The sequence below is a fragment of the Vibrio sp. HA2012 genome, assembly GCF_002812955.1.
GTDB lineage: Bacteria > Pseudomonadota > Gammaproteobacteria > Enterobacterales > Vibrionaceae > Vibrio.
In genome coordinates this window covers 401,744-425,272 of the sequence record NZ_PFXK01000002.1, presented here as the reverse complement: position 1 = coordinate 425,272, position 23,529 = coordinate 401,744, and the positions used below count along the sequence as shown (strand labels likewise).

General features: G+C 46.6%; 25 protein-coding genes and 1 riboswitch. Of the genes, 6 read left to right on the top strand and 19 right to left on the bottom strand.

The features are described from left to right. The first annotated feature begins 108 nt into the window (after positions 1–108). The 4 genes from CSW98_RS05770 to CSW98_RS05755 all read left to right on the top strand — a co-directional run bounded on the left by CSW98_RS05770 (position 109) and on the right by CSW98_RS05755 (position 2,938). Entirely contained in the window at positions 109–1,335 is a 1,227-nt protein-coding gene (locus tag CSW98_RS05770; RefSeq protein WP_100799503.1) for a GGDEF domain-containing protein, read from the top strand. Between the two features lie 123 nt (positions 1,336–1,458). Beyond that, positions 1,459–1,671, top strand: a complete 213-nt coding sequence (locus CSW98_RS05765) for a cold-shock protein (protein WP_100799621.1) — start codon at positions 1,459–1,461, stop codon at positions 1,669–1,671. 116 nt (positions 1,672–1,787) lie between these two features. Continuing rightward, on the top strand, positions 1,788–2,225 hold the full coding sequence (locus CSW98_RS05760) for a DUF3069 domain-containing protein (protein ID WP_100799502.1): 438 nt from the start codon (positions 1,788–1,790) through the stop codon (positions 2,223–2,225). A gap of 176 nt (positions 2,226–2,401) precedes the next feature. Further along, positions 2,402–2,938: a hypothetical protein gene (locus CSW98_RS05755; RefSeq protein WP_100799501.1), complete on the top strand. Its 537-nt coding sequence runs from the start codon at positions 2,402–2,404 to the stop codon at positions 2,936–2,938. Between the two features lie 59 nt (positions 2,939–2,997). Here CSW98_RS05755 and cobT read toward each other — a convergent pair whose 3' ends face one another. From cobT to CSW98_RS05685, 14 genes are read right to left on the bottom strand one after another with little or no spacing between them, the layout of a single operon-like run. Next, the gene (gene cobT, locus CSW98_RS05750; RefSeq protein WP_100799500.1) at positions 2,998–4,077 is read right to left on the bottom strand and encodes a nicotinate-nucleotide--dimethylbenzimidazole phosphoribosyltransferase; all 1,080 of its coding nucleotides are present in this window, start codon (positions 4,075–4,077) and stop codon (positions 2,998–3,000) included. A 38-nt stretch (positions 4,078–4,115) separates the two neighbouring features. Continuing rightward, positions 4,116–4,874 (bottom strand): adenosylcobinamide-GDP ribazoletransferase, encoded by a 759-nt coding sequence (gene cobS, locus CSW98_RS05745; RefSeq protein WP_100799499.1) that lies wholly within the window; start codon positions 4,872–4,874, stop codon positions 4,116–4,118. 6 nt (positions 4,875–4,880) lie between these two features. Continuing rightward, positions 4,881–5,630, bottom strand: a complete 750-nt coding sequence (locus CSW98_RS05740; protein ID WP_100799498.1) for a cobalt-factor II C(20)-methyltransferase — start codon at positions 5,628–5,630, stop codon at positions 4,881–4,883. After that, positions 5,630–6,433 (bottom strand): sirohydrochlorin cobaltochelatase, encoded by an 804-nt coding sequence (cbiK, locus tag CSW98_RS05735; RefSeq protein ID WP_100799497.1) that lies wholly within the window; start codon positions 6,431–6,433, stop codon positions 5,630–5,632. The genes CSW98_RS05740 and cbiK overlap by 1 nt, the downstream gene beginning before the upstream one ends. A gap of 14 nt (positions 6,434–6,447) precedes the next feature. Beyond that, positions 6,448–7,230, bottom strand: a complete 783-nt coding sequence (gene cobK, locus CSW98_RS05730) for a precorrin-6A reductase (RefSeq protein WP_100799496.1) — start codon at positions 7,228–7,230, stop codon at positions 6,448–6,450. Next, positions 7,227–7,952: a precorrin-3B C(17)-methyltransferase gene (locus CSW98_RS05725; RefSeq protein ID WP_100799495.1), complete on the bottom strand. Its 726-nt coding sequence runs from the start codon at positions 7,950–7,952 to the stop codon at positions 7,227–7,229. The genes cobK and CSW98_RS05725 overlap by 4 nt, the downstream gene beginning before the upstream one ends. Continuing rightward, a complete protein-coding gene (locus tag CSW98_RS05720; RefSeq protein ID WP_100799494.1) occupies positions 7,940–9,022 on the bottom strand; it encodes a cobalt-precorrin 5A hydrolase in 1,083 nt (360 codons plus the stop codon). Before CSW98_RS05720 ends, CSW98_RS05725 begins: the two co-directional genes overlap by 13 nt. Then, on the bottom strand, positions 9,009–9,773 hold the full coding sequence (locus CSW98_RS05715; protein WP_100799493.1) for a cobalt-precorrin-4 methyltransferase: 765 nt from the start codon (positions 9,771–9,773) through the stop codon (positions 9,009–9,011). The genes CSW98_RS05720 and CSW98_RS05715 overlap by 14 nt, the downstream gene beginning before the upstream one ends. Positions 9,774–9,776: 3 nt before the next feature. Continuing rightward, a complete protein-coding gene (locus CSW98_RS05710; RefSeq protein WP_100799492.1) occupies positions 9,777–10,337 on the bottom strand; it encodes a decarboxylating cobalt-precorrin-6B (C(15))-methyltransferase in 561 nt (186 codons plus the stop codon). Beyond that, entirely contained in the window at positions 10,327–10,929 is a 603-nt protein-coding gene (cbiE, locus tag CSW98_RS05705; protein WP_100799491.1) for a precorrin-6y C5,15-methyltransferase (decarboxylating) subunit CbiE, read from the bottom strand. The genes CSW98_RS05710 and cbiE overlap by 11 nt, the downstream gene beginning before the upstream one ends. Beyond that, positions 10,926–12,062 carry a cobalt-precorrin-5B (C(1))-methyltransferase CbiD gene (gene cbiD / locus CSW98_RS05700; RefSeq protein WP_100799490.1) on the bottom strand — a complete coding sequence of 379 codons (1,137 nt, stop codon included), beginning with the start codon at positions 12,060–12,062 and terminating at the stop codon, positions 10,926–10,928. The genes cbiE and cbiD overlap by 4 nt, the downstream gene beginning before the upstream one ends. Further along, on the bottom strand, positions 12,059–12,694 hold the full coding sequence (locus CSW98_RS05695) for a cobalt-precorrin-8 methylmutase (RefSeq protein WP_100799620.1): 636 nt from the start codon (positions 12,692–12,694) through the stop codon (positions 12,059–12,061). Before CSW98_RS05695 ends, cbiD begins: the two co-directional genes overlap by 4 nt. Before the next feature lie 7 nt (positions 12,695–12,701). Continuing rightward, positions 12,702–13,676 carry an adenosylcobinamide-phosphate synthase CbiB gene (gene cbiB, locus CSW98_RS05690; protein WP_198517278.1) on the bottom strand — a complete coding sequence of 325 codons (975 nt, stop codon included), beginning with the start codon at positions 13,674–13,676 and terminating at the stop codon, positions 12,702–12,704. Beyond that, positions 13,652–15,013: a cobyrinic acid a,c-diamide synthase CobB gene (locus CSW98_RS05685; RefSeq protein WP_100799619.1), complete on the bottom strand. Its 1,362-nt coding sequence runs from the start codon at positions 15,011–15,013 to the stop codon at positions 13,652–13,654. Before CSW98_RS05685 ends, cbiB begins: the two co-directional genes overlap by 25 nt. A 99-nt stretch (positions 15,014–15,112) precedes the next feature. Further along, positions 15,113–15,288, bottom strand: a riboswitch (cobalamin riboswitch). 100 nt (positions 15,289–15,388) lie between these two features. On the opposite strand from CSW98_RS05685, the gene cobD reads away from it, so the two are divergent. Together cobD and CSW98_RS05675 are read left to right on the top strand one after the other, a co-directional pair. Beyond that, a complete protein-coding gene (cobD, locus tag CSW98_RS05680; RefSeq protein WP_100799488.1) occupies positions 15,389–16,468 on the top strand; it encodes a threonine-phosphate decarboxylase CobD in 1,080 nt (359 codons plus the stop codon). Beyond that, positions 16,461–17,324, top strand: coding sequence for a GHMP family kinase ATP-binding protein (locus CSW98_RS05675; RefSeq protein WP_100799487.1), 864 nt, complete (start codon positions 16,461–16,463; stop codon positions 17,322–17,324). The genes cobD and CSW98_RS05675 overlap by 8 nt, the downstream gene beginning before the upstream one ends. Here CSW98_RS05675 and CSW98_RS05670 read toward each other — a convergent pair. The 5 genes from CSW98_RS05670 to cpdB all read right to left on the bottom strand — a co-directional run bounded on the left by CSW98_RS05670 (position 17,301) and on the right by cpdB (position 23,366). After that, complete coding sequence (locus CSW98_RS05670) at positions 17,301–17,921, bottom strand: histidine phosphatase family protein (RefSeq protein WP_100799486.1); 621 nt, start codon at positions 17,919–17,921, stop codon at positions 17,301–17,303. The genes CSW98_RS05675 and CSW98_RS05670 overlap by 24 nt on opposite strands. Next, positions 17,918–18,475, bottom strand: coding sequence for a bifunctional adenosylcobinamide kinase/adenosylcobinamide-phosphate guanylyltransferase (gene cobU, locus CSW98_RS05665; RefSeq protein ID WP_100799485.1), 558 nt, complete (start codon positions 18,473–18,475; stop codon positions 17,918–17,920). Before cobU ends, CSW98_RS05670 begins: the two co-directional genes overlap by 4 nt. Before the next feature lie 17 nt (positions 18,476–18,492). Continuing rightward, entirely contained in the window at positions 18,493–19,440 is a 948-nt protein-coding gene (locus CSW98_RS05660; RefSeq protein ID WP_100799484.1) for an AEC family transporter, read from the bottom strand. Positions 19,441–19,590: 150 nt separating this feature from the next. After that, complete coding sequence (locus tag CSW98_RS05655) at positions 19,591–20,976, bottom strand: peptide MFS transporter (protein WP_100799483.1); 1,386 nt, start codon at positions 20,974–20,976, stop codon at positions 19,591–19,593. 428 nt (positions 20,977–21,404) lie between these two features. Continuing rightward, positions 21,405–23,366, bottom strand: coding sequence for a 2',3'-cyclic-nucleotide 2'-phosphodiesterase (cpdB, locus tag CSW98_RS05650; protein WP_100799482.1), 1,962 nt, complete (start codon positions 23,364–23,366; stop codon positions 21,405–21,407). Between the last annotated feature and the right edge of the window lie 163 nt (positions 23,367–23,529).

Below are 23,529 nucleotides of genomic sequence, written 5' to 3'. Positions count from 1 at the left end.
ACAGTTTAGTTCACAAATCTAATGAGAAATACTGTAAATCACTGTATCCTATTCCTGAAATTTTAAATAAATAGACTGACTTTAATCACCATCGTCAATACAGTAATAATGCCATTAATTCATTCAAACATTTTCCGCTTCTCTTTTCCTGTAGCTCTCGCCGCGGCATTGCTGCTGAGCCACGGTAATACAAGTCTTCTTATTCAGTCAAATCCCGGCATTGTCGACATGCTGCCATACATTCTGTTTGGTGTTTCTCTGGCACTCTGTCAGGGGTTTAATCAGGGACGAATAGGTATGATCGCTCTGGCAATGGGCATTGCATACTATGTTATTCAGGAACGGCTACAAACGCCACTTTCTGCCGGAACCACCAAGCTGGAGTTCTCGATTCTGGCTTTTATTCTGCCGGTAGCTTGTATCATTGTTTACGCATTTCCCGAGAAACGTTTTTTCTCTCTGACCGGATTTATTTATACCTGCCTGCTGGGTTGTATGTGCGGCTGGAGTATTTTTACCGTCAATTACTATCAGGAAGCCGGGGCTGATTCCCTGTGGAATGGATGGCTTTTTTCCGTACCGGAAATATCTAAACTTCCATTACTGGTCGTTCTGTACAATTTTGTCATTGTGTGCGCTACAGGTATTGCCGTACTAAAACTGAACCGAACACTCGATGTTGCCGTATACAGCTGCCTGCTGCTATCAGGGCTGACATTTGCTATGTTCCAGCAACCTTATATTTCCAGCGTGCTGTTTTCGCTGGCTGGCATACTGTTGATCAGTGGTATTATCACTACCAGTCATGAGCTGGCTTACGTTGATCAGCTTACCGGGATCCCGGGACGAAGAGCCTTAGAAACTGAGCTGACTCACCTTGGAAAAAAATATTCAATAGCCATGCTTGATGTGGACCATTTCAAAAAGTTCAATGATACCCACGGACATGATACCGGTGATGACGTGCTGAAACTGGTCGCCAGTAAAATGACTCAGGTTGGCGGGCGGGCAAAGGTATTTCGCTACGGCGGAGAAGAATTTACTGTTCTTTTTAAGGGTAAATATGCCGATGATGCGATTGATTATCTTGAAGAACTGCGTGAAAGTATTGCAGACTATCAGATGATTCTGCGCAATCAGGCGGAACGTCCCAAGAACCATACTGACGGCACCAAACAGAGAGGAAACTCGGCTAAAAATAAATCGGTAAATGTAACTATCAGTATTGGTCTGGCGGACAGCTCTGAAATAAAAAAACCACAGAAGGTTATAAAAGCCGCTGATGAAGCGCTATATCGGGCGAAAAAAGGTGGCAGAAATCAGGTTTCCGTATAAACAATCGCATAGATCACAGAGTTTAAATATCACACTATTTTCACTGGAAGATCACTAATTGTTATTGTAGTGTAAATATTTGATGCAATTAGCATCAATATTTACATGGATATAGAGTTTATTATGAGTCAGAAAATCAATGGCACTGTAAAGTGGTTTAACCAGGATAAGGGATTCGGCTTTATTACACCAGAAAACGGCGGTAAAGACGTATTCGTTCACTTCTCGGCTATTAACGGTACAGGCCGTCGTAATTTGCAGGACGGGCAACGAGTTACCTTTGTTGTAACTAACGGCCAGAAAGGTCCGCAAGCAGAAGATGTCAGTGCCATCTGATACACTTCGAATCAATTAAAAGGCCACTTTGATTTAAGTGGCTTTTTTCATACCTATTTCTTGTATTCATGATCTTTTCTTTTTAGGATGACATTTTTTATAACTGAGTAATATTTATGTCTGACAACAATAATGAAAATATCGCCAAAATCGATCTTGAAACAGTTTCTGCAGAGCTGCGTACGGTAATCGAATACGATGAAATACCGGAACAAATGATCGGAATGGTAGTGTCTATTCACGAAGCGTCAGAAGAAGTCGTAAGAGAGGCCTGGGACCAAATGCCAGCCAGTGCTCAGAATATTCTGGATAACTTTGAACAATTCCATGCGCTGGTTTCCACCAGTCAGGCATTTGCTGGCGTCAGTTTTATGGAAGAAGCGAATACACTGAATCTGCCGAAGACGATGAGTGATGAAGAACAGGAACATTATCGGGCTCAGCTACTTGATCAGGTTCTATATAACTGTGTTAAGGATATGGTTAAACAGGTTAAAAAAGCCCGCCGGGATCCAATTCTGAAACGGGACTTTATTGACGTCTTTAAAAAGTAAGAGCCGCAGCTCTTCGACTGATATCAGGACAAAGGCCAGACAAACCACGCCCTGATATCAGCCGGAAGCTTACCACTTCCGCAACCGACAAGTTATTCTGAGACAAAAACCTTTTATATGGCTTGTTTTTTGCTAGGATTTAACAGTGTTGACGTTTTTTAATATATGGAGTTTTCATGTCATTTTCTTTCCGGTCACTTGCCTTACTGGGTGTAGCGTCGCTTTTCTCTTCCTGTTTATACGCTAATAACTTCAACTATAACTCCGTTGATTTCCGTCTCGGTGGTAGTCCGACAACTGCTGGTGGCGAATTTACGACACAATTTACTGAAAATTCCCACTTTGTTATTAAAGCAGATAGTGAATTTGAAGGTGACTGGGATATTGCCGGTGGTGTCGGTTTTAACGGTCCTATGGGCAGTTTTATGGATATTCAGGGACAAATGCTTATCCATAACGTAAAAACAGCTGAAGATGATGCGGTTGGGGAAACCTTTATGACTGAATTCAATATCGGTCCCCGTATCTGGTTCTACGACAATGTTGAAGCTCATGCAAAAATCGGCCAGTTGGTTGAAGACGACGACAACCACACTATTTATGAAGTAGGTGGTCGTTTTTACTCTACTCAGCAACTGGTTCTGGGTGCCAGTATCCGAAATAATGGACTATACGGTTCACAGTTCCTGATGGCTGTGCGTTTCCAGTACTGATCCTCAAATACAAAGCCCGGTAATTTTCACCGGGCTGTTGGTGCTATTCAGGCAATACATTATGCCGGTTCAGGCAGCTCTACCCCATTGTCCTGAATGGTACACATCCGGTGATACATGGCATGCGCAGCGTCAATAAATGGCATAGCCAAAGCCGCACCACTGCCTTCCCCCAAACGTAAATTCATGTGGATATAAGGCCGGAGTTTCATATGCGCCAGAGCCACTGCCGCCCCTTTTTCTGCTGACTGATGTGACGGAACCAGATATCCGGCCACCTTAGGTTCAAGCAGACACGCAATCAACGCAGAGGCATAAGAAAGAAAACCATCCAAAACGACCGGCGTTTTCATAGCCGCAGCCCCTAGCATTGCGCCTGTCATCGCAGCTAAATCAAACCCACCGACTTTAGCCATAATATCTACGGCATCTTCCGGATCTGGTGCCCGTTCAGCGATTGCGGCCATCACTACATTCACTTTATGCTGCAATTGGTGAGCAGGAAGATTCGCTCCCAACCCCACCACTTCCTCCGGATCGTGCCCAGTAACCACACTTACAATTGCAGCTGCTGGCGTGGTATTTGCGATGCCCAGCTCTCCAACACCAATTACGCTGAGTCCTTCATTTTCGATAGCCTGCATTACATGATTTGCCGTATTCAGGATCAGCATTTCTGCCTGATGGTAAGTCATTGCCGGCACTTTCAGAATATTTCCGCACCCTCGGGCAACCTTCATATCCGTAATACCTTCGATAGGATCACAATCAATACCTACGTCAATCATCTCAACCTGAACATTATTGGCATAACCGATAGCACAAACCCCGGTAGTTCCTTTCAGGTGATTCATGGCCTGCATGGCCGTTATCACCTGAGGACTGGATGCAACACCTTCATGAAATACGCCATGATCAGCAGCCATTACAAAGATCTTTTTGGATCCTGTCTTCCAGTCTGTAGTGCGGTAAATAGCCGCCAGCTGGCAAGCCAAATCTTCCAGCAGACCAAGGCTGCCAATCGGCTTAAACAGTTGGTCAACATGCTCCCGGGCAGATTGCCTGACGTTTTCGTCAACAGGCAAGATAGACTTTTTGAGTTCACATAGTAAGTTGGATTCACATAGTAATTGCGTCATTATTTTTCTCTTTCCATTACTTAAAGGCTATCGCCTGTTTATCCGTATATGCTGATCATTATCAACAAAAAACAGAGTTCTGATAGTTCATTACCAGCGCCCAGAGTATCCCCTGTTTGCCCCCCAATCACCCGGTTGATATAACGACGATACAACAGGCACAACAAACCTGTCAGAAGAAGGCCAAACACCCCTCTCCAGCCGAGAATGACTCCTGCCATGACAGCTGCGGTCATTAATGTTATCCACAAATGTGCCAGGGAGATTCTATTAATGTAGAGATGCCCCAGTCCGGATTCCCGGGCATAATGCTGCTTATACATCAGTAGAGACATCAGAGTCCGGCCGATAAGCGGCGTCAGGATCATGACAGGTAAGGCCTTATCAGGGAATTGCTGTAGTACTTGTGCAAGCGCCAGTATTTTTAGCGTCAGAACAAAAAACAGAGCAAGAGCACCATGGGTCCCCAGCCGGCTATCTTTCATGATCTCCAGCATACGTTCCGGTGCCCGGGCAGAAAAGATACCGTCAGCAGTATCAGCCAACCCATCCAGATGAAAGCCCCCCGTTAGCAGAGCCAGCAAAAACACATAGATCGCAGCACTTAACAGGCTATTCCAGTTCAGAATTCCGGCAAAGTTCGTTACCACCACAGAAGCGATTCCCCCGAGAATCAGCCCTACCCACGGGAAGCAGATAATACCTTTATGGGTATTGTCAAAATCAAAATCCCGGGTCCACCTCTGCGGTACAGGCAGACGGCTCATAAACTGCAGCGTAACTAAAAAGGTTTTCATAGCAAGTTAATCCACCACAAAATCAGGTTCAGCGCTTTTTTTAATGGAACTGCCCATTCTGGTTTTATTCACCAGAATGGTTGAGAAATACGGAAGAGTATCTTCCGGACTGAGTACTCGAAGATCGAAATAACAGATTTCACTTTGCATAGAGGCATTTGCCATAAGGATCGCGTGATCCAGCAGATCAAGTTCATCCAGCAACTGACGAATCTGAACAAAACGTCCATACACTTTCATCAGCACAACACATTCATGGTTTTTCAAAGCAGAACGAAGAACATCCGGCTCTGCCGTACACGGCATAACAGCCAGTGACTGCTGTTCCATACACAGAGGAAACTGTGCCTGTGACGCGATAGCAGAAAACGACGTGATCCCCGGTATCACATCAATATCAATCTGGTGCAACAGACGTTCCAGCAAAAACACCCAGGTGCTAAACAGCATGCTGTCACCTAAAGTGATAAATCCTACCTGCTTTCCTGATGTAACGTCCGTTTTAATTTCGTCTGCGACCTCATCCCATACCTGCTGCTTTTCTGCTGTATTTGCTGTCATGGGGAAATGCTGCTCTTTAATCTGAATCGATTCCCCCAGGTATTCTTCAACAATCGATAAAGCCAGACTGCTTGACCCCTTACGTCCGACCGGTGCATAAAGTACATCCAGTTTTTCCAGTAACCTTGCAGCCCTGACAGTGATCAAGTCACTCGCTCCCGGACCGGTTCCGATGGCATACAACTTTCCCTGCATCACGCGACCTTATCCTCTGGCAGACAAATCTTCCCGGCGGCAGCCTTCAGATGCTGCACAAACATTCCCCGGATCTTAGGATTCTCCCCTAATCCCTGAACGATTGGTTCAGCTTCAATACCCGCATTCCAGATCAGCGTTTTCCAGGAATCCGTTTCATCGGAAGCCATATCATTAATCGCATGATCCCCCGCTACTAACATAAGAGGCATCAGGTACACTTTTCGAACCTTCTCTTGTATAAGTCGCTTAATCACGGTATCAATCTCCGGATAACTTTCCACCGCCCCAACAATAAAAGGCAGTCCTTTACTCCGCATCATATGATCCAGACAGGCATAAGCAGAAAACGCATGATGGGTTGCACCGTGTCCCATCAATACCAGACGTTCATCGGCCAGTAATGCCGGAGACTGGCATTTAACCGCCCCGATCAGTTGTTCATAATCCTCTATACCACTCAAAAGCGGCAAACCAAGCTGAAGGTAGTCGAATATGCTTTGATAGTTCTCCACCTGACGAACAATTTTATCGTATTCATCTCCATTGATAATATGTAAAGACTGAATCAACACATCCCTGTAGCCTTCTCTTTTCAGACGTTCCAGTGCCTGCTGAGGGGTGTCAATGTCCAGCCCGTCACGCTGAGATAACTTCCGAATTATCATGGATGAGGTAAACGCACGAAAACAGTCCCGGTCGGGATAATGTTGTGCCAGTTCTTTTTCACAGGCATCAATATTCAGTTTTCTTGCCCCCGGATAACTGGTGCCGAAGCTGATAATAAGTAATGCTTTTTTCATATGAGATATTCCTGTTACTTCCAGTGACGAAATAATGCCGCACATTTATCAATGCTGCTCAGAACATCCGTATACTGGCTCGATAGCACCTGTTCCGGACGTTCAATCACAATGCACTTAATACCCAGTTCAATGCAGGGAAGAATTTTTTCCGCAAATCCCCCTGCCTGACCTGACTCTTTGGTAATGACAACATCTGGCTGAATCATCTGATACAAAGCATGATTCATTGCCCGGCTGAACGGACCTTTCATAGCGATAATGTTGTCAATCCCCAGACCAAGTTCTTCACATCCGGCAATTACACCTGAGGTTGGCAGTACCCTTACGTACAGTATGGTATCCGGCAGTTGAGAACAGAATGCTTTCAGATCCTTACTCCCTGTCGTCAACAGCACTTTTTCCGATCCAACACTGATACTCCGGCAGGCTTCTTCAACATTCGACACTCTAGTAATCAGAGGATGTTCCGGTATACCTTCTGCACCAGGGCGTTCATAACGGAGCACTGGACAATCAAGTAAACAGCAAACTGACAGAATAGTCTGGCGCAATATCTGAGCATAAGGGTGTGCCGCATCAATAACCATATCGACACCATTACCAGTCATCCATCCACTCATTGCCTGTTCTGATAAACGCCCATCAATGACGGTTCCTTTCAAACCTTGCGCCATATGTCTTCCTTCCTGAGTTGCAACAGATAAGGTATAACGGACAGCATTAGATTCAAGAACCCGACAAATATCAACCGCATCAGATGTGCCGCCAAACACAAGAACATGCACCGGTCTCACAACAGATATCCTCTGGGGGTGATCATCAGTCCCTGATCAATATAAGTAGATTGATTCCCGACAATGACCATTGTCCGCATATCCACCCGTTCAAAATCCATCTCCGCAAATGTAGTGATCCATTTGGCTTCTTTGCGGCGTCCTGCTTCTTTTACGATCCCAACCGGAGTCTGTGGTCCCTTATATGGCGACATCAGTTCAAACGCCTGTTTAAGATGCCCTTCCCGTCCCCGGCTGCGCGGATTATAAAAACAGGTAACAAAATCCGCTTCAGCTGCTGCGATAATACGTTTCTCGATGATCGCCCATGGAGTCAGCAGATCACTCAGACTGATATGGCAAAAGTCGTGCATAAGCGGTGCCCCCAGAATCGCACCTGCAGCAATAGAAGCCGTCATGCCAGGGATAACTTTCACTTCCACGTTCCAGTCATGCTTCGTTACCATTTCCAGAATCAACCCGGCCATGCCATAAATTCCGGCATCCCCACTACTGATCAACGCCACAGTTTTTCCTGCCTGAGCCATTTCCAGCGCTGCCTGACACCGCTCGACTTCTTTACACATTCCTGTTTTTACTACCGGTTTATCTCCCACAAGTGCTTTCACCAGATGGGTGTAGGTCTTGTATCCGACAATAACATCTGCCTCTTCAATAGCGGCTTTTGCCTGACCAGTCATCATCTCCAGTCCGCCCGGACCTATTCCCACTACGTATAACATGACTTAACCACTCCATAGGTAATAGTGACCCCCTGCTGTTTAACCGTTTCCCCCAGCAGAAAGCCATGACTTAACAGCCAGGCAGCTGGCTGGGAAACACTACCCACACCGATCGTTCTCAGGACAAATTCAGAGGCAGGAAAGCGAGCAGAAGATTCGCTTAACTCTTCCGCCGTAAACACTCTGAATGGCACATCATGAGCAGAAGCCAGCTCAAGGATCGCCGTTTCATTCTTCTTAACATCGATACTGCCAATCGCCGACAAAGACAGAGGGTGCAGATTCAGCAACGCCATCTGTTCCCGGAACAAGACAGAAAGAACTTCCGGCGAAACCCCTTTGCGACAACCAATTCCCGCAACAATCCGCTTAGGGATCAGTTGATGACTCAGCACCGGCCATATCGGACGATGTAACCGCAGAGAAACATCAATCAAAGCAGCCAGATCCTGATCTGAAACCTCATCTTCAGTAACCAATGTCAATCCCCGGGTATCAAAACCGCTCAAATCAAATCCGATATACTCTGTCAGCCAAGGATCAATCAATAGTCCGACTTTTTCACCACTGACCAATAGCTGATTAATATTTTTTGTGGCATAACGAAAATCTTCGGCCGTTGCACTCATCTGCTCAGCAAGCAGATCAAAACAGCATTTTTCATTAATATCGGTCGCTGTTGTAATCACTGGTCTGGCACCGATAATACTCGCAATATAGCGGGTCAGGACATTGGCTCCGCCAATATGACCGGAAAGCAGACTGATCACATGTTCACCTTTTTCATCCACAACCAGGATCGCCGGGTCAGACAATTTATCTTCAATCAAAGGAGCAATACTGCGCACAGCAATGCCACATGCACCAACCACAATAATGGCACTGTCCCTAGCAAAAGCTTCTGCCACCGAGGCCTGAAAACTGCCATTGAACGGGATAAAACCATCCTGTAGATATTTTTCTGCGCAATAACAACTGACAGAGAGAAACTCCTGCAGCTTATTGGCAACCTTCTGCCCACCGGGAGTCAGTGTAAATACAGAAATAGATCCACACTTAACGGTATTCATGGCTGAACTCCGCATCATACAGCCTGGAATAGTGGTATTCGTCGCCCAAAAAACGACCAACCAGAATCAGAGCCGTTTTATAGATTCCTGCCGCCTCAACCCGCCGGGTAATATCTTCCAGCGTACCTTTAATAATCTGACAGTCCGGCCATGTCGCTTTGTAAACCACAGAAACCGGTGTGTTTATCGGGTAACCTCCAGACACCAGCCTTTCTGCCACCTCTGATATACCTTGTACAGACAGAAAGATCGCCATTGACGTCTGATGTTGCGCAAAACGCTCCAGAGATTCCAGTTCCGGTGTCGGGGTTCGCCCGGCCATACGGGTAATAATCAGGCTCTGGGATACTTCCGGCACTGTATATTCTGCTCCCAGTTCTGCGGCGGCGCCGAGAAAGGATGACACCCCGGCCACACAGCGAAAGCCGATCCCTCGTTTTGCCAGCTCTTCACCCTGTTCCCGTACTGAACCGTACAAAGCAAGATCCCCCGTCTGCAAACGCACAACCAGCTTATGACTGCGTATTCCGGCTTCCATCAGGGACAGTATTTCACCTAAATTCAGGCGGGCGCTATCATGGCATTCCGCACCATCTTTGCAGTAATTCAGCAAATCATGGTTAATCAATGACCCTGCATAAATAACAACATCAGCCTGCTTTAGCAGGTGATAACCTTTTAGAGTGATCAACTCAGGATCTCCCGGTCCGGCTCCGACGAAATACACTTTCGTTTTATCAATACTGTTCATTGGTTAACTCCCCTTAATACACGAAACAATAAATGTCGGATTGTTTGGCTTGAAATAATAACTGCTTCCGAGCGGTGTCATAGATGATGCCAGTAACTGTACACAGTCCAGTTGCTTCACCGGACAGTGTTGCAGATACGTGAGTGCCTCATGCAGGTTATCATGCAAAATAAAAGTCATGACCAGCCGCCCACCATACATCAGTCGTTCCAGTGCCCACTGGATAATATCTTCCAGATTCCCCCCGCTGCCACCAATAAAGATGGCATCCAGCCCGCTTTCCAGCGTACAAGGAGCCACATCCCGAATCAGGACTACCTGCTGACAACCCAGTTCCTGCATATTTTTCTGCATGATATCCGCTGCAGCGGGTGTTCTTTCTACGGCGGTCACGGTCAGTTGCGGAAAACGCAGAGCCGCCTCAATAGCCACACTGCCGGTACCGGCACCGATATCAGCAAACCTGCGGGCCTTCTCAAGCTCCAGCCGCTCAAGCACTACAGCCCGTACTTCCCGTTTTGTCATCGGCACCTTTTCTGCACGCAAAAAAACACTATCTTTCATTGAGAATCACCACAACATTCATGTCATATTCAGGCTGTACCTGCGCTGGCTTCAATATCGAAATCCTCTGCTCCACATACCCTAGGTTCTCGCCGATAATAAAGGTACAGTCAGGGCTATAATTCAGTGCTTCCTGAGCCAGTTGATAAGGACCGATACTATGGTCAGTCACCAATGCAACTTTTCTGTGTGCGAACAGGAAATCAAAGTCTGGCGTTTTACCATGGCTACTGGTGATGTACAGATCATTCATATCCAGTCCAATCTCAGAAAACAGCATCTGTATTGCGCTGATCCCAGGTACACATTGTCTTTCGTCCGCAGAAAAATGTTCACAAATGCGCTTGCCGATACCAAACAACAAGGGATCACCCGAGGCCAGAACCACTACGTTTCTGGATACATGCGCAGATAAGGATTCCAGTATACTGTCCATCGAGCCTGAGAGTTCCAGCCGCTCTCCGCGAAAATCCGGATACAGATTCAGCAGTCTTGGCCAGCCGGCAAGAACGTCAGCTTGATCAATAAGATATTGTGCCGCCAGAGTCCGCATTGCGGGATCGCCCGGACCGGTGCCAACCACATAAATCATCGGAAATCCTCCACAATATCCACGACCGGACGGTTGGATCCGAGCACACTATTATCATAGGCAAACAGCACAACATCACACTCTATACAGTGCCCGGCATACTTCAGCATGCCGGTAACACGAGAAACAATCTGAGTAGCAATCACCTGATACACCTGCTGATATCCGGCTTGTTCGATGAGTTCCAGAGCTTCTTCTGTTGTCAGACACTGGTAAACCTGGTGCAGCAGAGAATGAGGGGCGTTGAGCAAAGCCAGATGAGTAATTAAGGTTTCCAGTCGTGCATCGGCAATATGCGAATGGGTATGAAATACACCGGATGCCACCTTGATAAGTTTGCCGATATGACCTGCCAGCAAAACTCTCCGGAAACCAAGCCGGTTGGCTTCCTGTAGCATATACCCAACAAAATTACTCATGGTAACGACAATATCTTGTTCTATATGCAACTGCTGCCGGACAAACCGTTCACCATGATTACCCGGAACCAAAATGACCTGCTGATGCCCCTGAGCTTTTTTCTGTTCCAGTTCTATGACCAGTGAACGTTTCCAGCTCTCTTCCGACATGGGTGTGACAATCCCGGATGTACCGATAATAGAAATACCGCCTTCAATACCCAAGCGGGCGTTATAAGTATTCAGAGCCCGTTCCCGGCCTTCCGGTGCAAATATTTCAACAATGGCTCCCTTATTCGGGCCTATCGCTTCCCGGATTTCCTGCTGAATGGTATGGCGTGGTGTTTTATTAATAGCTGCTGCACCAACAGGAAGCCCGACACCTTTACGGGTTACCGTACCGATACCCTCACCACCACAGATGTCAATATCAACGCCTTCAGTTACCGTCACTCTGGCAAAGATCAACATCCCGTGCGTGGCGTCCACATCATCACCGCCATCTTTACGTACTGAGGCAACAGCCTGATTCATATCAATTGATGCATGTTCAATATTCAGATTCAGCGAAACACCTGACGGGGTGACAATTGATGTCTGATGGATCAGTTGCTGACGCATGACCATTAATGCCGCCACTTTTGCAGCAGCGGTGGCACAGGAGCCGGTCGTATAACCTTTACGGTATGCTTTACCCCTATGCCAGACATAATCCGGCTCAGTCCCTTGACTCATTGTATCTCCCGCATGTAATACAATACGGCGTTAACGATGGCTGCAGCAACATTACTGCCACCTTTACGCCCTAACGCCGTGATATAAGGAAAATTACTCTCATACAGCGCCAGTTTTGACTCTGCAGCACCAACAAATCCAACCGGGACACCTATCGTTACCGGGTATTCGTCAGCACAAGACTCCATCAGTCGGAATAAAGCCGTTGGCGCATTACCAAACACAAACACTTTTCTGCCAGACCGTGCCAATGCTTTATCCACTGCCGCCATAGAACGGGTAATAGCCTGAGATTTTGCCTGCTCGGCCACCATAGGATCGGCAATATAGCACTGGATATCGCAGTTGAACTGGTGTAATAGTGACTTATTAATGCCGGAAAGTGCCATACTGGTATCAGTATAGAAAGTACAGCCTTCACGGATCAGAACTTGCAGTTGATCCAGCACCGCTGGTGAAAATTTTAGGATTTCCAGCCAGTCAAAATCAGCGGTTGTGTGCACTGCCCGTGTGATTACTTTCTTCTCAAGCTCATTCTGAAAACGATAATCCGGATACTCTGAGGCAATTATCTGATCGATAATCTTAAAACTCATCGCTTCAATGCGCTGCGGCTGTTGTATATAGTCCATACTCATCTCAAAAAGTGACAATGTAACACAAAGAAAATACAACCAGAGCTAACATTGATGCTAGATACATAAGCTGCGTTGCAATACTGATATCCAGAGGTTCGATCTCACGGATCGCGTCACCAATCCAGGGTTTCTCTACCCGTTCACCAAAATACAAACCTGGCCCGCCTAAACGAACCCCTAACGCTCCGGCAACAGATGCTTCCGGCCAGCCACTGTTCGGACTTTTATGCTGGTAACGGTCACGCCAGCCAACGCTCAATACGCGCGGAGCATTCCTCCGTAACAATAGAGCTGCCAAAGCAAACAAGAGCAGTGAAAACCTTGCTGGGATAAGATTAGCCAGATCATCCAGTCTCGCGGACACAAATCCAATCTCCCGGTAACGTTCATTCCGGTAGCCAAGCATAGAATCCAGCGTATTAACCGCTTTATATGCCATTGCCAGCGGAACGCCGCCGATAAACAAATACAGGAGCGGAGCAATCACCCCGTCCACAGTATTCTCAGCCACGGTTTCTACTGTCGCCCGGGTGATCGCCGCTTCATTCAGTTCACTGGTATCCCGGCCAACGATATAAGAAAGCTGTTTCCGGGCTTCACTGATATCACCTTTCTGCAATGGTCGCAGCACCGCAAAAGCACAATCTTTCAGACATCGGGTCGCCAGTACAGTACTTGCCAGCCAAAGTTGTACGACAAAACCAAACACCCAGTGGATATAAAAAGACACACTAATCAGTGTCCATGTGACAAAAGCACTCAAACCGACCACTATCAGCCAGAGAAGTCCTCCAGCAATATACAGAGCCGTCTGGCGATGACAGCAAAGACGAATAAGCTTTTCTCCGCGACTGATTGCAGAACCTATCCAGCGAACCGGATGCGGCCACTCCGGCGGATCTCCCATCAGTAAATCAAGGATAAATGCAGCAACATAAGTCAGTAGCAACATCACCGGCGAGCCCTCTGGAACCATTGCAGCAACATATCCGGCGACTGAGCAAAATGAACATGCAAATACATGGCAAGGGTATTCTCCACCTGATACCCGCCCTGCCATTCTGAAACTATTTCCCCGTCTCGTCGCTTCTGCAGGGTAAACACCGGGGCTAAATTTGTAGTAAATTCAGAATAGTGAAATTCGTGACCCCGTAACGCAACACCTGTTTTGCACAATAACGTATCCTGCATGGCAGTAGCACAACAGTACCCAAAGCGCTGCAGTTTTGCCGTCATCCGGCTTTCACCATCCAGTATCCCGACCATGGGATACATCTGCCCCTCAAGGTCAGTAAGCTGCATTCCTAAGTACATCAGCCCCCCACATTCAGCATAGATGGCAACACTGTTCTGATGGGCACGCAGTATTGAAGCTCGCATTGAACGATTGTCAGAAAGCATTTTTGCATGCATTTCAGGGTATCCACCTCCTAAATACACCATGTCACAGACAGGCAGTTCACTGTCCTCCAACGGGCTGAAATAACATAGTTGAGCTCCGCTTGCAGAAAGCAGATCCAGATTCGCCTGGTAGTAAAAGTTGAAGGCTTTATCCATTGCAACCGCAACCGTCAACCCTTCTCCGGGCAAAGAAACTGATGAACAGGGTTCAAGGCTCATATCTGGTGGCGGCATCTGCGCCAGTCTGATCAAGGCATCCAAATCAACCGTTTCTTCCATTGCATCTGCCAGCAAATCCCAGTGACTGACGCGCAGTTCAGAGTCCTGAACGGTCATCAGTCCAAGATGTCTTGATGGCAGCTCAACAGCCGGTAAACTGGGTAACCGCCCCAGAACCGGAATATGACAGTATTGCTCAACGGCATTTTTCAGAAGCTGATAGTGGTGGTCTGAATTCACATGATTGAACAGGACACCAGCGATATTGTTATCCGGAGCAAATTGCTGAAACCCAGATACGATAGCGGCGGCTGAAGTTGATATTGCCTTTCCGTCAACCACCAGGATAACCGGACATTTGAGCGTTTTGGCTACACCGGCACTGCTGCAATAATAGGGATCGGCACCATAGCCATCATAGAGCCCCATAACCCCTTCGATAACAGCAATATCGGTCTGCTGAGTTTGCCGGACAAACAGTTCGTACAGACGATTGTCATCCAGCATAAACGGGTCTAGATTGTGTGAAGGAACGTTGGCTGCCTGAGTATGCCAGGCCGTGTCGATATAATCCGGCCCGACTTTGAATGGCTGTACCTGAAAAGCACGGCGGGTTAAGGCTCGGATCAGCCCCAACGTGATAGTCGTTTTACCGCTACCGCTGTTTGTCCCCGCAATTAAAATCGCTTGCATAGTCCACTTACACATAGGGTTCGGACTGGGAACAAGCAGAAAGTAGCCGCCCCGGAACAGATACAGAGGCAGCTTCCCTCACTCACTTCCCACCGAAGGAGTATTGAGATCATTTCGACTCGTCTTCTGGCTTAGCTTCATCCTTCCTGAATCCTTCCCGTATACAACAGTGGATAAATCAGGTCGTCAGCATTACAGCAGCGGGGGCTGCGGAGGATTTTCACCTCACTTCCGTATCCTAAACTGGATATCGCATCGAAATGACAGATTTAGCGATTCATTATAGGGAAAGCCTATTAATCATCAAGTTAATGTGTGATATGAATTGTAAAAGTGGTAAATTGCAGCCTTTCCTAAAGCTCGGATCAACAGGTTATGGCAAAAAGCGGACAGCATGGAGGCAATGTTCTCCAGATGGCAGAACAGTATGGCCTCCTCCCTGAACAGGTCATCGATTTCAGTGCCAATATCAATCCGGCTGGCATGCCAGACAAGATACGGCAACTGATTGTCGACAATTTGTCCTGTCTTGAACAGTATCCGGATATCGACTATACCCAGTTGCATCAGGCTATCGCCAGACACCACAGCTGCCCGCAGCACTATGTGCTGGCCGGAAACGGAGCAACCGAACTGATTTTTCTCTGGGCACACTATGCACAGCCGAAAAAAGCACTGCTGGTGGAACCCGGATTTGCCGAATACCGCCGCGCACTTATGCGTGTCGGTTGTGAGATCACAAACTTCCTGCTCAGTGAAGATGACGGATTTCAGCTCACCGAACGGCTACTGACGGTACTGACGGCAAACCTTGATTGTCTGTTTCTCTGTACACCCAACAATCCTACCGGCCTGCTCCCAGATCCGCATCTGCTGACGCAGATCATCGAACAGTGCCGGAATCTGGACATCAAACTGTTTATTGATGAATCTTTTCTGGATTTTATCCCACAATATCAGAGCGCAACCCGTTATCTTGGGCGATATTCACACCTGTACGTCCTGCGTTCTCTGACTAAATTCTATGCCCTGCCCGGTTTGCGTCTAGGCTACCTGATCTCATCAGACATACGGTTACTGGAAACAATCCGCGATCAGAGGGAACCCTGGACAATTAATGCTCTGGCTGCGCTCGCTGGAAAGACGTTGTTTAACGATACAGATTACCGACAGATGACCTATGCATGGCTCAAAAACGAGCAGACGTATCTTATGACAGCTCTGCAGGAGTTTTCTGAACTGGTATGTTTTCCTCCGGCGGCAAACTACCTCTTTTTCAAACATTGCAATAAAAATACGGATTTACAGTCACTATTAATGCCATACGGAATATTGATCCGCAGTTGTGCTAATTATATCGGTTTGGATCAGCGTTTTTACCGTATTGCGATTAAATCAAGAAAAGAAAATCAACATCTTATTCAGGCACTGAAACAGGTACTTATTCATGGCTGAAGCCACCTGCCCGGCCTCATGTGGGGAATTGATCCAAGGCTGGATTTCCGGCAGTGAAAAACTGGTTTCATGCCCGATTAACTGGTTCAGCACCGTATCCGTTACCACCGGAAATTCCCTCCCATACCGAGAGCGGCCGCTGATGCGTAAGGCGCTGAAACTAGCCCTTAAAACACTGGAGATCCCTGTCACTGAATCCGCCCGGTTAAAGATTGACTATGCGTCTGATATTCCGGTCGCTAAAGGGATGGCAAGCAGTACAGCAGACATCGCCGCGACTATTGCTGCTACCTACCGGCATTTTAGGGCAAATATTACAGAGCAGGACATTGCCGCCCTGTGTGCTCACCTGGAGCCGACAGACAGTACAATGTTCAGTGTTCTGACCCTGTTTGATCATCACAAAGGAACCATCAGCAAGCAATTAGGGACTCCTGCGAACCTTGATATCCTTGTTCTGGAAAGTCATACACAAATAGATACCGCTGCCTATCACACTCTTCCACGCAGACCGGCACTGATCCGGTCAGCAGACCGGCTTTCTAAGGCGGCATATCTGCTGGCACAGGCAATACAAAAACAAGAGAACAGTCTGTTAGGTGCGGCCGCTACAACCAGTGCCATTGAAAGTCAGGCTATTTTGCCCAAACCTTTCTTCACCGAACTGTTGGATTTGGTGGAAAAATACAGCTTATACGGACTTAATATTGCTCACAGTGGCAGTGTGGTGGGTCTGCTGTACAACGCCACCAAACATGATATTGAGCAGATTATCCGGGAAATTTCAGGCTCACCGGTTGGCCATGTTTATTTCCGTTGTCATCAGCAACAACTAATTTCCGGCGGGATCCGTTAACGGTACGCCAATAGAGCTGACACTAAGATACGCTTTGCCTTGATAGTGATTTAACCGGATATGGGTAACACTCTGATTACCGATATTCAGTGCGGTGTACCAGTGCGGATTTCGCCAGTCAAGACCGAGTACACAGGCAAGAATATAACGGATCGGCCCCCCGTGAGTAATGACAAGCGTATCCTCCCGGCATGTCTGTACAAGCTGTTCCCAGGCTTGAGTTACCCTGCAATATCCTGCTTCAAGAGATTCTGCCCCAGGAAGATGTTTCTCCGCTGGGGCAGCCCAGAAAGCTTCCAGCGTCTGCCATTCTTCCGCCAGTTCATCAAACGGAATACCGTCAAACTGACCAAAAGATTGCTCCCGCAGCCGGTTATCGCAGCAGATATCTAAAGATGGTTCATACTCAGACAAGAGTTCCGCAACACGTTTACAGCGTATCATAGGTGAAGTATAAACCTTCTTAAACGCATACTGATTACGTAAACACTGAACCATATGCTTTTGGATCACTTCATCTACCCCTACATCGGTGTGTCCATTAAGTGCTGGTTTTCCCTGTGTTTTTCCGTGACGTAACAGGTACAGGTTAATCATCGCTCATCCTTCAGAACCACAGGTAACCCAGCCGCTATCAGCGCCACATGTTCAGCCACCGCGGCGACCGCCTGATTCATCAACCCTGCATGATCGACATAGAAACGAGACAAAGCATTCATCGGAATGACCCCCAGGCCGACTTCTGTCGCAACACAGAATACGGTACATTCAGCCATTCGCAGTGCCTCCACCAAGTCTGCAATCCGGCTCCGGAGGCACGCACTGTCTGCCGCATCCCCCAGATAATGAATCACATTATTCAGCCATACACTCAGACAATCGACAAACACAATGTCGTGTGCTGAAAATTCCCCCAGCACCTCTGCCAGATGCAGTGGATGCTCATGATTGATCCAGCGGCTGTCCCTGCGTTCCTGATGCTGCCGGATCCGTTCTTTCATGCCGTCATCAAACGCCTCACCAGTTGCAATATAATGCAAACGGGTTTTAGGCTCCGCCAGACGCTGCTGTTGATAAAGAGCAAGTGCCTGTTGCTCTGCATAGCAAGACTTCCCGCTACGCATCCCCCCCAGATACAGCTGAACTGCCATTATTTATACCTTATTTATTAAAGCGTTACGTACAATAGCATCAGCGGAATAATCACAGCAGACACACCATAGCTTGCAATCCAGCCTGTATTCGCTATATCTCTGTCCAGTCCGTAAAGTACCGCAGGAAGCGTAGACATGAAAGCCGTCGGCATCACCGCCAGCATAAGGCAAACAGAGACGACCAAATGATTATCTGCCTGCCACAGGCCAAATACGCTCAGCAATACCACAACAACCATCACAGCCGCCAGATTGCGTGCCAAAGCCGTCGCTACCGCCAGATTTCGCCAGTTCTTCCCCCCTTTCAGGTTGAACGTCATGCCAACGGAAAGCACCAGCAGAAATGTGCCGAATGGGATCATCCAGTGACTGAACGAATACAAAAACGCTGGACGTTCAATGCCAGCAACATTCAGAGCCAGCCCGGAAGATACCGCTGTCAGGGCAATCAGAAAGATAGGATCTCTCCACACCCGTTTATTTTTGGCTGCACGCATGTCAGCATCCTGAGACTTAGACTTGGCATAAGGAAAAACACCACCAAAATAAATCAGTTCTTCAAACAGCTTAAACAACGCCAGTACTGCTACACCATCTTCTCCAAGCACACTGAATACAATCAGGTTACCCAATGCCCCTAAATTATACATAGAAGCCACCGGTACTAATGCTGCGGTTTGCTTATCAGTCAGAGAATGTCTTGCCGAAACAATTTTTCCGACCAAAACCCCGGACAGGATGACGCAAGCTCCGATGACGGGAAGATAGAACAGCTCCACCCGCATATGCTCAAGCTGCCAGAGAGAAATAAAAACACTGAAAGGGATAAGAGAAGTCAGAGCGATTTTGGTCGCGACCAAACTCACTTTAGGGGCCAGCTTGCTGAAGTAACGCTGAAATAAAAGCCCCAGGACAAAACCGGTAACGATAATCCCGAAGGTAAAAAGAAATGCCTGATTCATCCAGCTGTGCCTTACATCTGCTTAGTTAAGATCGTTACGTTATCTTAATATGCGTCTGAGGTCACAGCTTTTTTTACAGGTGGCCATAAACCTTATTTCAGTATAACTGGTTTGATTTGAAAAAAGATTTATGGCCATTAAGTGACGGATTTAAGCTTCCTGAACGTCAGCAATAACGTCAGTTTCAGCAGCTTTCATTTGTTCAGCTCCATGCATCCAATACACCAGCTTATTAGAGAATACCAGAAGGATAAGTCCCGAAACCGTTGCTGTCACTGCAATACCACCAAAGATTGCCATTGGACCAAATTCACCGACATGCGCACCGATCAACCCGGCAACATAGTTAGCCACCGCATTGAAACCGAACCATACCCCCATCATCAGAGAAGCCAGTCTTAACGGAGCCAGTTTTGTTACCATAGACAAACCGATAGGAGACAGGCACAGTTCACCAAGAGTATGGAAGAAGAACGCCCCCACAAGCCAAAGCATAGACGTTTTCACTGTCATATCTCCGCCCTGTTCCATAACCGCTCCAACCATAAACACGAAACCAATGGCCAGGAAGAAAAGTCCCATCGCAAATTTCACCGGAGAGTTCGGTTCCTTGCTGCCCAGTTTCACCCAGATAGCCGCAATAATAGGCGCACAGGTAATAATAAAGAATGGGTTCAATGACTGGAACCATGCCGTCGGAACTTCAAAATCACCCAGCATACGATCTGTATATTGCTGAGTGTACAAGTTCATCAGTCCGCCAGCCTGTTCGAATCCGGCCCAGAAAATAATAACAAACAGACCCATAATCAGAATCACCTTCATACGGTCAACTTCTTCTTTCGTCAAAGGCTTAGATTTTGTATTTGCCTGTTTGTTGGCATCAGTAACCGCTGCCGGTTCACGCCCAATGTTACCTAACCAGCTCTGAGCCAGCGTCATCTGCATGACCAGACTAACCAGCATCCCGATACCTGCTGCTGCAAAACCGGCTTTCCAGCCAAACTCATTGGTTACTGCACCGGCAATGATCCCCGCCAGCAAAGCACCCAAATTAATTCCCATATAAAAAATGGTGAATGCACCATCACGACGACTGTCGCCTTCGGTATACAAATCACCAACCATGGTTGAAATATTAGGTTTAAACAGACCATTACCTGCGATCAAGAATACCAGCCCCAGCATAAACGCATTGACCGCATCCAGACCCAGATATCCATGTGGCAGTGCCAGAGTAAACTGACCAATAGCCATTAGGGCACCACCAATCAAAATGGATCTGCGTTGTCCTAAATAGTTATCAGCTAACCAGCCGCCGATTAAAGGTGTGATGTACACTAATCCGGTATAAATCCCATATAGATCCAGAGCCTCTTTCTGGCTCCAGCCAAGGCCACCGTTAAGTGTCGTATCCGTAAGATAAAGAACCAGGATGGCTCTCATTGCATAATAAGAAAAGCGTTCCCACAGTTCCGTACCAAAAAGCAGGAACAATCCGCGGGGATGTCCAAATATCTGATGTTTGTTTGCCATTGTTTTTAGTTTCATAAAAATAAAGAGGGATATTCTAACCAAAAACACAAAGACAGACAATTAAACCACTCAATAGCAAATGTTCAGAATTTAATCAATAGGAATAATTATCCAGACAGAAAATTATTCTCAAGACAAACAAAAACAAAAAGAATATAAAAATCAACAAGTTAAAAACACAACCCAAAAGAACAACACACCAAAAAAAAAGACACAACCAATATATATGATTAACTATTCAAAATCATACAGTGAAATTATCTGTAATAATGTGTTTTTTTAGTCATAAGGAGCAAGGTAAAAAACAAAAACTGACATACTTCTATTTGCAAACCTCAAATAGCCTGTAGATATACCGAAGAGACTGAAAAGAAAAAAGGCCGCTGCGATAAGCGGCGGCCGGAAAATAACAAAAGCGTCAATACATCCTAATCACGTAGATCAATTCGGTAAAGACTAAAACCTGATTCATCGGTTTTTACAAACGCCATAGGATACTGACCATTATTCTTTATAAACTCAGCCGCCTTTTCACCCGGAGAAGTTTCAAAACGGATATCCAGTTTTGTCTGAGTATGAATCGGTGTGAATGACCAGTTTTTGTCAGCACTTGGCACAACTTCTCCCTTTTCCTTACTGACTCTGGCGATATAATCAGCCAGTACAGTACGGTTTTCATCCGGTGAATCAAACGCCACAAACTCAGCTCCCGTGCCTGGGAACTTGTTGCTATACGCCCGATAATTGTTAGAAGCAATCAGAAACGTCTGCTGCATATCGACTGGTTTATCCTTATAAGTCAGATTCACGATACGCTGCGCCTCCGGATTAATAAGCTGGCAATCACCATTATATCTGGCAGGCTGAGTCACATCGATCTGATAGTTCACACCATCAATAACATCGAAATTATAGGTACGGAAACCATCCCAGTTAATCAGAGACTGCGGCTGCACAGAATTAGGATCGATCTGGTTAAATTGTCCAGCAGAACATTCCAGCCATTCTTTCACTTCTTTCCCGGAGACTTTCAGCGTGACCAGCGTATTTGGGTACAGATACAGATCGGCAGCATTACGGAATGTCAGTTCACCGGACTCAACTTCAGTATAGTTTGACGGGTCATTTTTACGCCCACCGGCTTTAAACGGAGCCGCTGCCGACAGAACCGGCAGACCATCCAGATCCGGATCCCCCTGAATAAAACGCTCGACATAATCTTTCTGTGCCAGATTTACAATCTGAATCGTCGGATCATCCTGTACCAGTGCAAGGAAACTGTACATAACATCACTGGCTTTACCGATAGGCTGATTCACAAACTCACGAGTGGCTTTATGATCATGTTCCAGTGCTTTTACAATCGCTTCATCAGGTTTAGCCAATGACTCCTGCGTCGCCCGGTCGAAAATAGGTCGCGCCTCAGACTGTCCCTGAGTCACCATCCACTTCCCATGATTCTGCTCCAGGGTCAGATCCATCACTCCAACGTGACTGCCCCAGCGACCGGGCATAACAGACGTAATGCCGTTAATCGTACCTTTTTCAACATCGGCTCCTGGAATATCAGCAAATTCTTTACTTGGAAATACAGCATGAGCATGGCCGAAAGCGATAGCATCAATACCTTCTACCTGTGTAAGATAATAAACAGAGTTTTCTGCGCCGACTTTATATGCTTCAGAAGAAAGCCCGGAGTGAGGAATAGCAACCACCACATCAGCGCCTTCCGCTCTCATTTGAGGAATCAATTTTTCTGCAGTTTCTTTAATATCTTTTGCAACCACTTTGCCATCGAGATTCTTTTTGTCCCAAACCATAACCTGAGGCGGAACAAAACCGATATAACCAACCTTTATCTGCTGTTCATCCCCATCAGTATCCTTGAAGGTATAGGTTTTAATCAGATACGGTTTAAAAAAGTGTTTTCCAGTTTTGACATCATAGATATTCGCATTAACATACGGAAAATCAGCATCGTTGATGGTTTCCAGCAAGAAATCCAGACCATAGTTAAACTCATGGTTACCAATATTCCCAACGTCATAAGAGAGCTGATTCATTGCCTTATATACAGGATGCACGTCACCCGGCCTAATGCCTTTCGCCGCCATATAATCGCCCATTGGGCTGCCTTGGATCAGATCTCCGTTATCAACCAATATGCTGTTTTGTACTTCGCTACGAGCCTGTTTTACCAAAGTAGCGGCACGGGTTAAGCCAATTTTCTTAGATGCTTTGTCTTTGTAGTAGTCATAATCCATTAAATTGGTATGGATATCAGTAGTTTCGATAATACGCAGTTTGACAGTATCTGCCATTACCGGACCAGCCATGGCCAGTAAACCACCTAAAACCGCAACAGAAAGAGGTTTGATTGCAACGGTCATTGTGCACTCCTGTTTATGAAAGGAAACGAATAACCGGATTAATGTATCAGGATGGTATGAAACATTGTTTTTAATACACATAAAAATGAGATATAGCTCATCATTTTTAACTAAGAGCAACTTAATTTATCCGGTAGCTGAATGCAGTTGGCCCCCCATTCCT